The sequence below is a fragment of the Glutamicibacter sp. AOP5-A2-18 genome, assembly GCF_052446055.1.
Lineage (GTDB): Bacteria > Actinomycetota > Actinomycetes > Actinomycetales > Micrococcaceae > Glutamicibacter.
Genome location: NZ_JBQSVW010000001.1, coordinates 2,182,489 through 2,198,721, shown reverse-complemented (window position 1 = coordinate 2,198,721; position 16,233 = coordinate 2,182,489). Strand labels below are relative to the sequence as shown.

Sequence of the window (16,233 nt, the reverse complement as noted above, 5' to 3'; positions counted from 1 at the left end):
GCCACACAAACGTTGACGCCCTGAATTCATATTGAAGGGTACCAAGCCCGTACGTTCGGGGCCAAAGGAGTAGAAGAGCAGATGAGCGAAGCAATGCGTCTTGTCGTCGCTGGCGGAGGAACTGCTGGCCACATCTCACCCATGCTGGCGATTGCCGATGCGGTGAAAGTTGAACAAGCCGGTGCACAGATCACTGCCTTGGGTTCCCCTGGCGGTCTGGAAACCAAACTGGTTCCAGAGGCCAGCTATCCCTTGGAGCTGATCCCTAAAGCACCCATGCCTCGCAGCCTGAATCTTGACCTGTTTAAGTTCCCGTTCCGTTTCCTCACGGCACTGAACCAAGCTAAGCGTGTGCTTAAAGAAACCAAGGCTGAAGCGGTACTCGGGGTGGGAGGCTACGTCTGCACCCCGGCCTACCTAGCTGCCAAGCAGCTACGGATCCCGATCTTTGTTCACGAGGCTAACTCCGTGGCAGGTATGGCCAACAAGCTCGGCGCAAAATCAGCCGTCTTTGTGGGAACCACTTTTGCGCAGACCGGACTTCCCGGCGAAGTCCAAGTTGGTATGCCAATGCGCTCCAACGTGGCACAGATGGATCGTCACGCGTTGCGCGATGAAGCTCGTGCGTACTTCGGCGTTCCAGATGCCAAGCCGATCCTGTTGGTCACCGGTGGATCCTCGGGTGCGCAGAGTATCAACACTGCTATCGCCGACTCGCTTGATGAGCTTCATGCAGCCGGAGTGCATACCGTGCATATCACCGGACGAGGCAAGCAGATTCTTAACTCCGAGGGCCAGCTTTTGGAACACGAGGGTTACACCCAGGTTGAGTACGTTGACCGTATGGAGTATGCCTACGCCGTGGCCGATCTGATGGTCTGCCGCTCCGGTGCAGGAACCGTGTGCGAACTAGAAGTTGCCGGCACCGCAGCCGTTTTGGTCCCACTGCCAATCGGCAACGGAGAGCAAAAACTTAATGCCCGTGCTTTGGTCGCTGCTGGGGGAGCGCTCTTGGTCTCTGATGACGAATTTTCCAAGAGCTATGTCACCGAAAATGTCATCACATTGCTCGGCGATCAGCATAAACTTGAACAGATGTCTCAAGCAGCTGCCTCGTTAGGGCAGCGCGACGCCGCACAAATCATGGCGCGTCGAATTATTGAAGAAGTTTCAACCCGCCGTGGTGCGGGTCAGGAAGGCTAGAACCATGGCACTGCGCGCCAACGAACTGCACACTGAACTCGGCAAAGTACACCTCATGGGCGTTGCCGGGGTCGGAGTATCTGCGGTGGCTCGATTGCTACTGGACTACGGGCTGGAAGTTTCGGGCACCGACGCTAAGGACCTGCCGGTTCTGGACGGATTGCGTGAACGCGGAGCTCGAATCCATATTGGCTACGATCCTGCCAACTTGGGTGACGCCCAAACTGTGGTGATCTCTTCGATCATCAAGCCGGGAAACCCAGAATACGATGAGGCCGTACGTCGTGGCCTGAAGATTCTGCACCGTTCACAGGGCTTGGAAGCTACCATGCGAGGCCACGAGAAGGTCGTGACCGTCGCCGGTACTCACGGAAAAACCACGACCACTTCGCTGACCGCTCACATGCTCAAGGCTGTTGGCACACGCCCCAGCTTTGCAGTAGGCGCAAATATCCCAAGCTTGGGTACCAATGCGGAGCTTGGTGCAGGCGGATACTTTGTTGCCGAAGCCGACGAATCCGATGCGTCGTTCCTGAACTACCGACCTGACGTGATCATCGTGACCAACGTCGAGGCCGATCATCTGGATCACTACGGAACCGCCGAAGCAGTACACCAAGCCTTTGTGGACTTCGCTTGGTTGCTGCCAGAAAATGGTCTGCTGATTTGTTGCGCGGATGATCCAGGCGCTAACGACCTGGCCAATAAGATGCGCGCCGAACGCAGCGACCTGCGTGTGCGTACCTACGGGTTCAGCGAGCATGCTGATCACCGTCTCTCTGCGGCGCAGGCCACAGCAGACGGACGCTTTACCGCCAATATTGACCTAGGTGACGGTCAGAAACACACCATGGATCTGGCTGTACCTGGCCAGCACAACCTACTCAACGCTGCCGCAGCACTGAGTGTTGCGCTGGACGCAGGCCTTGACGCTGACCAAGCACTGCAGGCGCTCGCAAGCTTCTCCGGTGCAGCGCGCCGCTTTGAGTTCAAGGGAGAAGTCGGTGAAGTTCGGGTCTATGACGACTACGCGCATCACCCAACTGAAGTTTTGGCCGCTTTGTCCGCGGGGCGCACTGTTGCCGGTGAAGGCAAACTTCACATTGTTTTCCAGCCGCACCTGTTTAGCCGCACCAAGGAGTTCTACCGAGAATTCGCGCAGGCACTTTCGCTGGCGGATTCAGTGGCAGTCTTGGAAATCTACCCGGCTCGCGAAGAGCCGATCGAAGGCGTGACCAGTGAGCTGATTTCCTCGCGGATTGAAGTTCCTTCACACGTCTTTGAACCTGCTGCTGCGGTCGCACACGTGATCGAGAAGGCAGAACCCGGAGATGTCGTGATGACCATCGGCGCCGGTGATGTCACCGCGCTGGGTCCTGAAATCGTGAAATCACTGAGCTAACGCAAGCAGGCAATAGTCGTAGGCCAATGACATTGGTCGTACCAACCACACAAGGCGTTCCATGGGTGAAGAATCAAAAGTCGTAGTACTTCCGGAAAGTCCGGAGAAGAAGCGACGTAAGCTGCTGATCATTATCTCGGTGAGCATTGTGGTGCTCAGCCTCGTTGCAGTGCTTATTTTGAGTTTTTCTCCTTTGCTGGCAGCGAAGAAAATTGAAGTCTCTGGCACCAAGCTGACTGACGCTAAAAAGTTGACGCAATCTTTGGAGCCGCTGAAGGGCACTCCCCTTCCACGAATTTCGGAGTCCAAGGTTCAGGAACTGATCGGTGAGCAGCCAGCCATCGACAGTGTGGTCGTTAAAGCACAGATGCCAAATACCTTGGTGGTAGAAGTTATCGAGGCGGATCCGGTGGCCATCTTGGTTGATGGCGACAAGCAGTATCTAGTCTCTGAGACCGGCAAGAAGCTTCGTACCTTGGGCAAAAAAGACAAGACGAAACTTCCGAAGATCAAAGCCAGCAATGAAACCAAGGACCCTGAGAAGTTTAAGTTGTTGACCAGCATCTTGAGCTCAGTGGATCAGGAAGTGTTGAAGGAAGTTACAACAGCGACCCTGTCCAAAGCAGGCTTTGCAGAACTCGCCCTTCCCAAGAAGCGCACCCTGATTTGGGGAGACAATACGAAGTCTGCACTAAAAAACCAGGTAGCGAAGATTTTCGTGAAAGAGCTTGGCGACAAGGATTCAGCCAAGACCACCATCGACGTTACCAACCCAGAGAATCCAGTGGTTTATTAAGTCTCGGCCTTATGGGCGCGGGAGGACGAATAAGCCGACAAATTCTGGAAAGATAGTTTTGAACAAGCGACACGCCTCGGCGGTCGTTGCACAAAGACCACACGACTCATAGCGTTTCTTATAACGACAGCTTGACAGAACCTAAAGCTTAAGGCTAAAGATGAAGGTTTTGAGCTGAAGTCGTGACATATGTAGCACATCTAACAAGGGAAGCGGGACGTGGCAGCTCCACAGAATTACCTCGCGGTCATTAAAGTCGTCGGAATCGGCGGTGGCGGTGTAAACGCAGTCAATCGAATGATCGAAGTCGGCCTTAAAGGCGTAGAATTTATCGCCATTAACACCGATGCTCAGGCTCTGCTTATGAGTGATGCCGACGTCAAACTAGACGTAGGACGCGAACTTACTCGCGGCCTGGGCGCTGGTGCTAACCCTGATGTGGGACGCCAGGCAGCTGAAGATCATGTAGAAGAAATCGAAGACGTCCTACGTGGCGCAGACATGGTCTTCGTTACCGCTGGCGAAGGCGGTGGCACCGGTACTGGTGGCGCACCAGTAGTTGCACGCATTGCGCGTTCGCTTGGTGCACTGACCATCGGTGTTGTCACCCGTCCGTTCACCTTCGAAGGTCGCCGTCGTGCGAACTCCGCCGAGTCGGGCATTGAAGCTCTGCGCGACGAAGTAGATACTTTGATCGTGATTCCGAATGATCGACTGCTCTCGATCTCGGATCGCAACGTTTCGGTTCTGGATGCATTCCGCCAGGCCGACCAGGTCCTGCTCTCCGGTGTGCAGGGCATCACCGACTTGATCACTACCTCCGGTTTGATCAACTTGGACTTCGCCGACGTTAAGTCTGTTATGCAGGGTGCGGGTTCCGCACTCATGGGTATCGGCTCGGCACGCGGTGAGGATCGTGCAGTCAAGGCTGCCGAACTCGCAATCGCTTCGCCACTTCTTGAAGCATCCATCGATGGCGCACACGGCGTGTTGCTCTCCATCCAGGGTGGCTCGGACCTCGGTCTGTTCGAAATCAACGAAGCCGCTCGCCTGGTGCAGGAAGTTGCTCACCCCGAAGCTAACATCATCTTCGGTGCCGTCATTGACGATGCCCTGGGCGATGAAGCACGCGTCACCGTGATTGCTGCTGGTTTTGACGAGCCAGATGTAACCAGCAAGCCAATGGCACCGGTTGCAGCAAAGCCAGCTGTATCTTCGCGTCCAGTTGAGCCAGTACCTGCATCAGTACCTGAGCGCCAGGCCCCTGCGGCACCTGCAGCTGCAACGCCAGCTCCGGTTGCTGAAGAAAAGCCTGCTGAGAACAACGGCTCGTTCCAGGATCTTCCTGACGTTGTCGATTCGGACCTCAACGGTTCGAACGACGATCTGGATGTTCCTGACTTCCTGAAGTAAAAACAGCGAGAAGCTGAGCAGTGCTACATTTCACGTCGGAGCTCGATCCGAGTATTCAGTTGGCGTTTACGTCGCAAGAAGAGGGAAACCTCGCCTTGCACGTGGATGACGATCCCCGCCTGGTAGCGGAGAATCGTAGCCGGGTGGAAGACTCGATCGGGGTTCGGCGTTTCTCGCTTAATTTCATGAACCAGGTGCACTCAGCCGATGTCTTCAAAGTGCAAGCGGTGGAGCGTAGCTCATGGCTCGAACCGCCGGCACCTACTTGTGATGGATTGGTTGATCCTACGGGCAAGCAGCCATTGGCTGTAATGGTCGCTGATTGTCTTCCGGTGCTCTTTGTTGGCACAGATGCACAAGCTGATCGCACGTTCACCGCAGCAACGCATGCAGGACGTCGCGGACTGCTCGATAATATTCTCACTCGTACGGTCCAAGAGCTTCGGGCGTTGGGTGCAGATCAAATCGAAGCGATTATTGGACCTTCTATTTGCGGACGATGCTACGAAGTATCAACCGAAATGGCGGAGGAGTCCGAGTCGCTCCGGGCGGGTATTCGATCTGAAACTCGCTGGGGGAGTGCAGGACTTGATTTGCCGGCTTCGGCCGAACGAGAGCTTGTTGAGCTCGGGGTTCAGGTACGCCAAAGCGAGGTCTGTACCTTGGAAAACGAAAGCTATTATTCGTACCGTCGCACACCAAGTGCCGGGCGACTTGCTGGACTGATTTGGTCCGCAGCGTAGGCGTGCGCGACACACCGCGCAGAATTGAACGAATAAACGATGTCTGCAGAAATTTGTACGGTAGCGTCGGAGTAGCGGAAGCATGCAATGGGGTTGCATGCAAGGGATAAACGAGGAGAAACATCGTGGCTGACGGTCTACGTAAGGCAATGGTATATCTCGGCTTGGCGGACGCCGTCGAGCAAGAAGAAACCCAATCAGCATACTCCGAGCCTAAAAGCCAGGTGCGTGTTGTTGAGGATGCTGCTCCATCGCAGCGCCCTGCAGAAACCCCACGTCCGCAAGCTGTCGCAAGGCCAGCTGCAGCGCAATCACAAGCTAGAGAACCAGAGACGGAATACCGTGCTCCGGTCACCCCAATCAAGCGTGCCCCTTCAGTACGGGATGAGGATTCCGAATTGCGTCAGATTACAACCGTTCACCCACGTTCTTACAACGATGCCAAGATCATCGGTGAGAACTTCCGTGACGGAATCCCGGTGATTATGAACGTCACCGATATGGGCGAGACCGATGCCAAGCGCCTCGTTGATTTCTCCGCCGGACTAGTTTTCGCCTTGCACGGCTCAATCGAGCGCGTGACTAACAAGGTCTTCCTACTTTCTCCTTCAACCGTTGAGGTGCTGGGAGAAGACCACAAGAAGTCTGAAGCTCAGGCTACTTTCTTCAACCAAAGCTAAGAGCCCAGGAGCACACACACAAATGGTGTTCGGGATCATCTATCTCGCTTTAGCAATTCTGCAGATTCTACTGCTGATGCGAATTGTGCTGGATATTACTGAAAGCTTTGCTCGCCACTGGCAACCCAAAGGCATCGCATTGATTGCAGCTACTGCAATCGTGTCGATTACTGATCCTCCACTGCGCTGGTTGCGCAGGAGAATCAAACCACTAGATCTTGGCGGAATTCGTCTTGACCTGTCGTTTCTGCTGTTGTTCATCGTTGTAATGCTTGTCAAAGCAGTGGTGTACAGCGTAGGTACCAGTACAGGGATCTGATTAGGCGGTTTTCGTCTAGAACAGGGATTGTTCTGTGAGTCCAAACCCTGTAGATTCAAAGAATATGAGACACGAGCGTAAGCTTGATTTCGTATTTAGTGTCCAAATCGTTATATCCTTTAGGAAATAGTGCTCCGACTTCACCGGTCGCGACACTGACAACAAAGGTAAGTGTTTCGCAAGGCAAGACATGGTCGTGCGGAAATGATCCCAGTATTGAGGTGACCCAATGGCTTTAACGCCAGAAGACGTAGTCAATAAGCGGTTTCAGCCGACCAAGTTCCGTGAAGGCTATGACCAAGACGAGGTAGATGACTTCCTCGACGAGATCGTAGTGGAGCTGCGTCGCCTGACCGGTGAGAACGAAACTCTCCGCAGCCGACTTGCTGAGCTTGGTGAAGATGCCGGTTCGGTATCGAAGGAACAGACCGTTCCTGCACCAGTTTCGGCAGCTCCAGCAGCAAAGCCTGCTGAGGAGAAGAAGACCGAAACTAAGCCAGCAGAGCCAGCTAAGGCTGCAACTCCAGCTGCAAAGCCGGTTGTTGAAGAGAAGAAGGCTGAAGCAAAGCCTGCGGTTGCAGAGAAGCCAGCCGCAGCACCTGCTGCTGCTGCCGCTCCAGCACCTGCCGCTTCGACTGCATCAGCTGCCGCTGCAACTCCAGCAGCCGCTCCTCGTAGCGAATCCGCAGAGTCGGCAGCCAACGTGCTGTCGATGGCTCAGCGCTTGCACGATGAGTACGTTGCCTCCGGTGTTGAGCAGCGCGACAAGATCATCTCGGACGCAAAGACCGAGGCGAACACGCTGGTTACCTCTGCAGAGGAAAAGAGCCGCAAGACCTTGTCGGCTCTGGAACAGCAGAAGTCGGTTCTCGAACGTAAGCTTGAGCAGCTTCGTGGATTCGAGCGCGATTACCGTGCTCGCCTGAAGACCTACATCGAAGGACAGCTGCGTGACCTTGAGTCCCAGGGTTCGATCGATGCAGACGCAACCAAGTCGAACTAGTCGCTGACAGGTCAAAACCTGATCTAGCTATCTAGTAAGATCAACGGTGGTGCACGGATAATATCCGGGCACCACCGTTGACGTTTAAGAGGAATCAATAGGTATTACTGTGGACGCAGTTCAATCGGGGAACAAATCCCTGTCACCCAAAAACTTTCTGGGCCTGGGCCTAGTTATTGCCCTGATCGCCTTGGTACTGGACCAAGTCGTGAAGATCGCGGTGGAGCAGAACATGCATCTTGGTGAATCATTTGAAGTCATTCCAGGCTTCTTGAGCATTCACTATATTTTGAACCCTGGTGCAGCATTCTCCATCGGAGAAAACTTCACCATCATCTTTGCCATACTCCAAGCAGCAGTAGCGGTCTTCGTCATTTACCTGCTCAGCCGCAAAGTACTAGTACGCAGCTGGGCGGTCGCACTGGGCGCTTTGCTCGGCGGAGTCCTAGGCAATTTAGGGGACCGCATTTTCCGCGACCCAGCCTTTGGATTTGGTCACGTAGTAGACATGTTCTCCGTGAATCACTTCGCAATCTTCAATGTTGCCGACTCCTTTATCGTCTGTTCGATGATCGCCGTCGCTTATATGCTCATTCGCGGTCGAAACCTTGATGGAACCATCGGAGATTCGCCAGCAGAAGAGGACCACGGGTTGGATGAAACGGAGCCTAAGCCTTGATTTCCTCAGAGACGACAACGTACGAACTACTTGTGGACCCGGACGACGTAGGGGCACGGCTAGATGCCTACTTGGCACGTAGCCTTCAGATTCCTCGAACGCTTGCTCTAAGCCTTTGCAAGGACTCACAGATACAAGTGAATGGCCGCACGGTTTCAAAAGCTGTGAAGCTTAAAGCCGGTGACCAGCTATATGTGACCATCCCGCCACAACGTGATCCATTAGAAATTAAGGTTGAGAAAGTGGAAGAGCTGAAGATCATCGCTGATGACGATGACTATGTAGTCATCGACAAGCCGGTCGGCGTAGCAGCCCATCCTTCTCCTGGGTGGGTTGGCCCCACTGTGGTGGGCGCTCTCATGGCGGAGGGCTACAACATTTCTACCTCGGGTGCAGCAGAGCGTCAGGGGATCGTTCACCGTCTGGACGTTGGAACTAGCGGACTGATGGTGGTCGCAAAGTCGGAGGGTGCCTATACCGCCCTGAAACGAGCTTTCAAGGAACGCACCCCAAAAAAGATCTATCACGCTGTCGTCCAAGGGTTACCTGATCCGCTGGAGGGCACCATCGATGCACCCATCGGACGCCACCCAGGGCATGACTGGAAGTTCGCCGTCCTTGAAGGCGGACGCCAATCGGTGACCCACTACAAGGTCATCGAAGCTTTTAGTCGTGCTTCACTGGTTGAAGTTCATTTGGAGACCGGTCGAACACACCAGATCCGTGTGCACTTCTCCGCCTTTGGACACCCCTGCGCCGGAGACCAAACCTACGGTGCAGATCCCAAGCTCGGGGCAGCTCTGGGCTTGACTCGGCAGTGGCTACATGCCAAGCGATTGGGCTTCAGTCACCCCGTGTCTGGGCAGTGGGTTGAATACGAAAGTGACTACCCAACAGACCTTGACGGTGCCCTTGAGTTGCTACGCGAAGGCGACTACTAAAGCAGATCGCATGGCACCTCGCCGTGCCAGAGGCAACCTGTCGGGATAACCACAGCCACCGGGTGGGCTGTGGTGACCCAAAGGGTCCCGAAGAGTCGTTAGACTGTTTGGGTGAGTGCTACACGCGACGGATTTGTTCATCTTCATACCCACACCGAATATTCCATGCTGGACGGTGCTGCCCGACTCGGCGAACTTTTTGCTGAGGCTAATCGTCAAGGCATGGAGTCCCTGGCGATTACGGATCACGGCTATCTCTTCGGGGCCTTCGACTTCTGGAGGCAAGCCACCGGCGCTGGGGTCAAGCCCATCATTGGCGTCGAAGCGTATGTCACTCCGGGCACTGCCCGTAACGATAAAACCCGTGTGAAGTGGCGTACCGACGAGTCGCAAAAAGGCGACGACGTTTCCGGTGGTGGTCTGTATAACCACATGACGCTCCTGTCCTATAACAACGTAGGCATGAACAACCTCTTTAAAGGTTCATCGCGGGCATCGCTAGACTCCGTATTTGGTAAATACCCACGCTGGGATCGAGAGCTTCTCAACGAACACCACGAAGGCATTATCGCCACCACTGGTTGCCCTTCGGGTGAAGTGCAAACCAAATTGCGTCTGGGCCAGTACGACGCAGCCAAAGCTGCAGCTGCTGAGCTGCAAGATCTTTTTGGTAAAGAGAACTACTTCTGCGAGATCATGGACCACGGGCTGGAAATCGAGCGGCGCATTACCAAGGACTTGCTTCGTCTTGCCAAAGAACTGGACATTCCGCTCGTTGCCACCAACGACCTGCACTACACCCATGAAGAAGACGCTAAGGCTCACGAAGCCTTGCTGGCCATCAACTCGGGCTCGACCCTTGATGAGCCGACCTATGATCAAGGCGGTAGCCGCTTTGCGTTCTCCGGCACCGGCTACTACCTCAAGAGTGCGCGAGAAATGCGCGAACTTTTCAAGGAATTCCCCGAAGCCTGTGACAACACCCTAGCTATCGCAGACCGCGTTGAAGTCGACTTTGATACCAACGCCAACTACATGCCAAAGTTCCCTTGCCCGCCAGGCGAGGATGAAACCAGCTGGCTGATCAAGGAAGTCGACAGGGGTCTTCACTACCGGTACCCGGACGGAATTCCCGAAGCTTCACGCAAGCAGGCGGACTACGAGCTTGATGTCATCATCAAGATGGGTTTCCCGGGTTACTTCCTGGTTGTTGCGGACTTCATCAACTGGTCCAAGAGCAACGGAATTCGCGTTGGTCCAGGACGTGGTTCTGGTGCAGGTTCGATGGTTGCTTACGCTATGCGTATTACGGACTTGGACCCACTGGTCCATGGTTTGATCTTCGAGCGTTTCTTGAACCCTGAACGTGTTTCCATGCCCGACTTCGACGTCGACTTCGATGATCGCCGCCGTTCTGAGGTCATCAAGTACGTGACCGAGAAGTATGGCGATGAACGTGTATCCATGATCGTTACCTATGGTTCGATCAAGACCAAACAGGCGCTGAAGGATTCCTCGCGTGTGCTGGGCTATCCCTTCAGCATGGGTGAAACCCTAACCAAGGCCCTACCGCCAGCGGTGATGGCCAAGGATATTGCCCTGAACGATATTGAAAACCCCGAAGCTAAGCGTTATTCCGAAGCTGGGGATTTCCGTAACCTGGTCGCTAATGACCCGGAAGCTGCCCGCGTCTTTGAAACTGCCAAGGGCCTTGAAGGTCTAAAGCGACAATGGGGCGTGCACGCGGCCGGCGTCATCATGAGTTCTGATCCCATCATTGATGTGGTCCCAATTATGCGCCGTATCCAAGACGGACAGGTCATCACGCAGTTCGATTACCCAACCTGTGAAGGCCTAGGCCTGATCAAGATGGACTTCTTGGGTCTGCGTAACCTCACCATCATTTCCGATGCTTTGGAAAACGTCCGGTACAACACCGGCGACGAAATCGATCTGGAAACCCTGGGCATTGAAGATGTCGAGGCTTATAACCTGCTAGCTCGCGGTGACACGCTAGGCGTGTTCCAGCTTGATGGCGGTCCGATGCGCTCGCTGCTGAAAATGATGCGCCCGGATAACTTTGAAGACATCTCCGCAGTTATCGCGCTTTACCGTCCAGGCCCCATGGGTGCTAACTCGCACACCAACTATGCCTTGCGCAAAACGGGTCTGCAGGAAGTTACCCCGATCCACCCTGAGCTTGAAGAGCCACTGGCCGATATCCTCGGTGGAACCTATGGCCTGATCGTTTACCAAGAGCAGGTTATGGCGATCGCGCAGAAGCTGGCCGGGTACTCCCTGGGTCAGGCAGATATTTTGCGCCGTGCCATGGGTAAAAAGAAGAAGTCTGAACTGGATAAGCAGTTTGCAGGCTTCAAACAGGGTATGAACGACAACGGGTATTCCGACGCTGCGGTGAAGACGCTGTGGGATATTCTGCTTCCATTCTCGGACTACGCCTTCAACAAAGCCCACTCGGCCGCCTATGGTGTGGTTTCCTACTGGACCGCATACCTCAAAGCGCATTACCCTGCCGAATACATGGCGGCGCTGCTGACCTCGGTTGGTGACGACAAAGACAAGCTTGCGCTGTACCTGAACGAATGTCGCCACATCGGCATCACCGTTTTGCCACCGGATGTTAACGAATCGGCGCTGAACTTTACCCCAGTGGGTAAGGACATCCGCTTTGGTATGGGCGCTATTCGAAACGTTGGTACCAACGCCGTGGCCGGCATCGTCGAGGCCCGTAAAGAAAAGGGAAACTACAACGACTTCAGTGACTTCCTGAGCAAGGTTCCAGCAGTAGTTTGCAACAAGCGAACCATTGAATCACTGATCAAAGCCGGCGCCTTTGACTCGCTGAAGCATCCGCGTCGAGCCCTGGTAGCGATCCACGAAGAAGCCGTCGACTCGGTGATTCAGGTGAAGCGCAACGAAGCAGCCAACCAGTTTGACCTCTTCAGTGCGTTGGGTTCTGACGAAGCTTCAGAATCGATGAATGTTGCCATCCCAGACCTGCCGGACTGGGACAAGAAGGAAAAGCTCGCCTACGAGCGTGACATGCTCGGACTATACGTATCTGATCACCCGTTGCAGGGTTTGGGCTCAGCGCTTGACCAATATGCGGATATGCCTGTCACCCACGTACTTTCTGATGATGGACCTCAAGATGGGCACATCATTTCCATCGCGGGCATGATTTCCGGATTGCAGCGTCGAATTGCCAAGAAGAGTGGCAACCCGTACGCGCGCTGTGAAATCGAAGATCTTTCGGGCTCGATGGAAGTGATGTTCTTCGGGCAGGCCTACCAGCCGATTGCCGAGATCCTGGCCGATGACCTGCTCGTGGTCATCAAGGGACGCGTCCAGCGACGCGATGATGGATCAATCACGCTCAACGCACAAGAGATGATGATCCCGGAAATTTCCGAGGACGCCAACGGCGGTCCAGTGGTCATTGGCATTCCAACGCACAAGGCTACTGAATCACTGGTGCAACGACTGGGCGATGTACTTCGCACCCATAGTGGCAATACCGAAGTGCGCGTTAAGCTCACCGGTAGCCGCGGTACCTCATTGATGCGACTGGGAATGAACTTCCGAGTTAATCCGAATCCAGCCCTGTTTGGGGACCTCAAGGTGCTGCTCGGCCCGCATTGTTTGGACGTGTAAGCACAGTTTTAGTGACCGGGTGAGGTAATCAATAAAACCTCGCCCGGTCATCGGCGTTAAGCTTGATGTGTGAGCACTATTGAAGACACCGAATTTTCAGACCTCGCCACTATCGACTGGCGCAATGAAACCCTGAGCTATGCGCAGCTCAAGGCACACCTTCCACGCCCCGAAATGAACACGCAGACGGCAACCGTTGCGGTTCAAGGCATCATCGATGACGTTCGAGCTCGTGGCATGGAAACGCTTAAGGAGCTTGCCAAGCGCTTTGATCATGTGGAACTGGAACACACCCGCGTGCCACAGCATGAGCTGGATCGAGCTCTTGCAGAACTGGATCCTCTGGTTCGTGAAGCACTGGAAGAATCCATCGCTCGCGCACGCGTCTTTGCTGCTGCCCAGCGCCCGCAGGATACCGAGGTCGGTTACTCAAATGGTGCCACCGTCACCCAACGCTGGGTTGCTGTGCGTCGTGTAGGTCTCTACGTACCTGGTGGTCTTGCGGTGTACCCATCGTCAGTCATTATGAATACCGTGCCGGCGCAGGCCGCAGGGGTTAGTTCACTAGCTTTGGCCAGCCCACCACAAAAAGAATTTGGTGGCTTGCCACACCCAACCATCTTGGCTGCAGCTAAGTTACTGGGCATTGATGAGGTTCACGCAATGGGTGGTGCCCAAGCTGTTGCGGCTTTCGCCTATGGTGTGGAGGTTGAAAATGATCAACGCGGTGGTATCGAACCTGTTGACGTGATTTCCGGTCCGGGCAACGTTTTTGTCGCTACCGCAAAGCGACTGGTTAAGGGTGTTGTGGGTATCGACGCCGAGGCTGGTCCTACGGAAATTGCGATCTTGGCTGATGACACCGCCAGTGCAAAGTTTGTTGCCGCCGACATGATCTCGCAGGCTGAACACGACGCTAACGCGGCAGCAGTATTGATTACTGATTCCGAAAAGTTGGCCAGTGCAGTTCGTGGTGAACTAGTAGGCCAGGTAGCGAACACCAAGCACTCGCAGCGAGTCTGTGAGGCACTGTCGGGAACCCAGTCCGCCATTATCCTGATCAAGGATTTGGAACAGGGCATTGAAGTTGCCAACGCTTACGCGGCCGAACACCTCGAAATCATGGTGCAGGATCCGCAAGCCACGGCAGCGCGCATTACCGCGGCCGGCGCCGTATTTGTCGGCTCCTACGCGCCAGTGTCTTTGGGGGACTACTGCGCCGGTTCGAATCACGTACTGCCTACCAACGGCACCGCTGTCCACGCATCGGGACTGAACGTGAATACCTTCTTAAAAGCTATTCAGGTCATTAATTACAGCGAGGCCGCGCTGAGCGATGTCGCTGCCCACGTGATCAATCTGGCCAACGCGGAGGACCTACCAGCGCACGGTGACGCGGTAGCAGTACGAAACGCTCATTAGGCGCTAAACTTGTAGGTGACATGAGTGGATTCTCGTCGCCCGCGTAATCGAGAATGCTTCACTGGCCAAAGACGGAGGTGCCATGAATTGCCCGTATTGCCGTAACGCAGATTCCCGCGTGGTCGACAGCCGAGTTGCTGACGACGGCGTGTCAATCCGTCGCCGTCGCCAGTGCACAGCGTGTTCTCGACGCTTCACCACCACCGAGACCGCGAGCTTGAGTGTTCTTAAGCAGTCAGGTGCTGTGGAACCGTTCTCCCGCAACAAGGTGATCAATGGTGTGCGTAAGGCTTGCCAAGGGCGCCCAGTTACTGACCACGACCTTGCCGTTCTGGCACAGGAAGTGGAAGAGGCCGTGCGTACCTCAGGTGCGGCAGAAATTCCTGCGCATCAGGTTGGGCTTGCAATTTTGGAGCCGCTCTCGCGTTTGGACGAAGTGGCTTACCTGCGCTTTGCCAGTGTTTATCACAACTTCCAGTCGCTCTCGGACTTCGAAAGCGCCATTGGACGTCTGCGCGATCGACGAAGTACTACGCCTCAGGGTACTCAGCGTCCATTGACCGCAGAATAGACTCAACGCTTATTAACGCGAATGCCGGTATTCAAACCTTGGTTTGAATACCGGCATTCGCTTTTTCTTAGACAGAGACCTTACGGCAGGGTTAGGATCTCTGCACCGTCGTCGGTCACCAGCAGCGTGTGCTCAAACTGAGCGGTGCGCTTCTTGTCCTTGGTGGTGACAGTCCAATCATCGGCCCACATATCCCAGTCAATGGTGCCCAAGGTCAACATTGGCTCGATGGTGAAGACCATGCCCGGCTCAATCAACGTGTTGTAGGCAGGAGCCGCATCATAGTGCGGGATGATCAGGCCGGAGTGGAAGGATTCGCCCACACCGTGGCCGGTAAAGTCTTTGACAACCCCGTAGCCAAACCGCTTGGCGTAGGTCTCGATACTGCGTCCAATGACGTTGATTTCACGTCCTGGCATCACAGCCTTGATGGCACGCTTGAGTGAATTTTCAGTGCGTTCTACCAATAGACGCGATTCTTCATCAACGTCACCAACGAGGAATGTCGCGTTGTTATCGCCGTGAACTCCACCAATGTACGCAGTGATATCAATGTTGATGATGTCACCATCTTGCAGCACGGTGGTATCAGGGATGCCATGGCAGATGACTTCGTTCAGTGAGGAGCAAAGGGACTTGGGGAAGCCGCGGTAACCCAAGGTGGATGGGTAAGCGTTGTGGTCCATGAGGAACTCGTGACCGAGTCGGTCCAGCGCATCGGTGGTAATTCCGGGCTGGCAGGCCTTACCAACTTCTTCAAGAGCTTGAGCCGCAATTCGAGAAGCAACACGGATACGTTCGATAACCTCGGGGCTCTTCACTTCTGAAGCGGAGTTCTCCGAAGGCTCTTTTTTGCCAACGTACTCAGGCCGTTCGATGTGTTTGGGCACCGGAAGCTCGGGGGAGACGGTGCCAGCGGTCAAGTTTCCAATTGGTGCAGTTGCAGCAGTAGCCATGAAACTAATTCTAGCTTCATGCAGGTTTTAGCCTGGCGCGTTTCTGGCCAACTTGTAGGTGGTGTTCCACCTATTTTCTGGTTGCTGGGCTAACGTGTAAGTGGACGTACGAACCTAGAATTAAGGAGTTTGCGATGAGTTCAGCTGGCACCCCTGATGAAGGACAATACTGGTACAACGTTTCCACCAAGAGTGTGGAAAAGGGACCACAGTCTGATTGGTCGCAGTTGTTGGGCCCTTACGAAACTGCTGCCGAAGCCGAAGCTGCTATGACCAAGGTGCAGGCACGCAACGAAGCGTGGGACGAATCCGAGGAAGACGAGCAGTAGTCGTTCGCTCCTAACGGATGCAGCGATCGTGCACAACTAAGGCGGTGGCGGAACAAGTGAGTAATCACCTGTTCCGCCATCGCCTTAGTTAGTTCTAGGCA

Annotated in this window: 15 protein-coding genes; 14 read left to right on the top strand and 1 reads right to left on the bottom strand. The window is 54.7% G+C overall.

The genetic code is table 11. The annotated features are described in order from the left end of the window. Positions 1 to 81 precede the first annotated feature (81 nt). The 13 genes from murG (at position 82) to nrdR (ending at position 14,847) form a co-directional block, all read left to right on the top strand. On the top strand, positions 82 to 1,203 hold the full coding sequence (gene murG / locus ACT3RW_RS10475; RefSeq protein WP_131088559.1) for an undecaprenyldiphospho-muramoylpentapeptide beta-N-acetylglucosaminyltransferase: 1,122 nt from the start codon (positions 82 to 84) through the stop codon (positions 1,201 to 1,203). A gap of 4 nt (positions 1,204 to 1,207) precedes the next feature. Then, complete coding sequence (gene murC, locus ACT3RW_RS10470; RefSeq protein WP_131088558.1) at positions 1,208 to 2,605, top strand: UDP-N-acetylmuramate--L-alanine ligase; 1,398 nt, start codon at positions 1,208 to 1,210, stop codon at positions 2,603 to 2,605. Between the two features lie 61 nt (positions 2,606 to 2,666). Continuing rightward, positions 2,667 to 3,401 (top strand): cell division protein FtsQ/DivIB, encoded by a 735-nt coding sequence (locus tag ACT3RW_RS10465; RefSeq protein ID WP_131088557.1) that lies wholly within the window; start codon positions 2,667 to 2,669, stop codon positions 3,399 to 3,401. 219 nt (positions 3,402 to 3,620) lie between these two features. Further along, entirely contained in the window at positions 3,621 to 4,814 is a 1,194-nt protein-coding gene (gene ftsZ, locus ACT3RW_RS10460) for a cell division protein FtsZ (protein ID WP_444613686.1), read from the top strand. Between the two features lie 20 nt (positions 4,815 to 4,834). Further along, complete coding sequence (locus ACT3RW_RS10455; RefSeq protein WP_444613685.1) at positions 4,835 to 5,557, top strand: polyphenol oxidase family protein; 723 nt, start codon at positions 4,835 to 4,837, stop codon at positions 5,555 to 5,557. A gap of 125 nt (positions 5,558 to 5,682) precedes the next feature. Then, positions 5,683 to 6,237, top strand: a complete 555-nt coding sequence (locus ACT3RW_RS10450; RefSeq protein ID WP_131088554.1) for a cell division protein SepF — start codon at positions 5,683 to 5,685, stop codon at positions 6,235 to 6,237. A gap of 22 nt (positions 6,238 to 6,259) precedes the next feature. Continuing rightward, positions 6,260 to 6,556 carry a YggT family protein gene (locus ACT3RW_RS10445; RefSeq protein ID WP_131088553.1) on the top strand — a complete coding sequence of 99 codons (297 nt, stop codon included), beginning with the start codon at positions 6,260 to 6,262 and terminating at the stop codon, positions 6,554 to 6,556. Positions 6,557 to 6,785: 229 nt separating this feature from the next. Beyond that, positions 6,786 to 7,559: a DivIVA domain-containing protein gene (locus tag ACT3RW_RS10440; protein ID WP_444613684.1), complete on the top strand. Its 774-nt coding sequence runs from the start codon at positions 6,786 to 6,788 to the stop codon at positions 7,557 to 7,559. A gap of 109 nt (positions 7,560 to 7,668) precedes the next feature. Continuing rightward, entirely contained in the window at positions 7,669 to 8,238 is a 570-nt protein-coding gene (gene lspA, locus ACT3RW_RS10435; RefSeq protein ID WP_444613683.1) for a signal peptidase II, read from the top strand. Next, positions 8,238 to 9,179, top strand: a complete 942-nt coding sequence (locus ACT3RW_RS10430) for an RluA family pseudouridine synthase (RefSeq protein WP_444614636.1) — start codon at positions 8,238 to 8,240, stop codon at positions 9,177 to 9,179. Before lspA ends, ACT3RW_RS10430 begins: the two co-directional genes overlap by 1 nt. Before the next feature lie 111 nt (positions 9,180 to 9,290). Then, positions 9,291 to 12,854, top strand: a complete 3,564-nt coding sequence (dnaE, locus tag ACT3RW_RS10425) for a DNA polymerase III subunit alpha (RefSeq protein WP_444613682.1) — start codon at positions 9,291 to 9,293, stop codon at positions 12,852 to 12,854. A 69-nt stretch (positions 12,855 to 12,923) separates the two neighbouring features. Continuing rightward, positions 12,924 to 14,276, top strand: a complete 1,353-nt coding sequence (gene hisD / locus ACT3RW_RS10420) for a histidinol dehydrogenase (protein WP_444613681.1) — start codon at positions 12,924 to 12,926, stop codon at positions 14,274 to 14,276. An 82-nt stretch (positions 14,277 to 14,358) separates the two neighbouring features. After that, on the top strand, positions 14,359 to 14,847 hold the full coding sequence (gene nrdR / locus ACT3RW_RS10415; protein WP_131088548.1) for a transcriptional regulator NrdR: 489 nt from the start codon (positions 14,359 to 14,361) through the stop codon (positions 14,845 to 14,847). 80 nt (positions 14,848 to 14,927) lie between these two features. On the opposite strand, the gene map is transcribed toward nrdR, so the two are convergent. Further along, a complete protein-coding gene (gene map / locus ACT3RW_RS10410) occupies positions 14,928 to 15,803 on the bottom strand; it encodes a type I methionyl aminopeptidase (RefSeq protein ID WP_131088547.1) in 876 nt (291 codons plus the stop codon). A gap of 134 nt (positions 15,804 to 15,937) precedes the next feature. Between map and ACT3RW_RS10405 the strand changes: the two genes are divergently transcribed. Then, on the top strand, positions 15,938 to 16,132 hold the full coding sequence (locus ACT3RW_RS10405) for an SPOR domain-containing protein (RefSeq protein WP_131088546.1): 195 nt from the start codon (positions 15,938 to 15,940) through the stop codon (positions 16,130 to 16,132). The last annotated feature ends 101 nt before the right edge of the window (positions 16,133 to 16,233 follow it).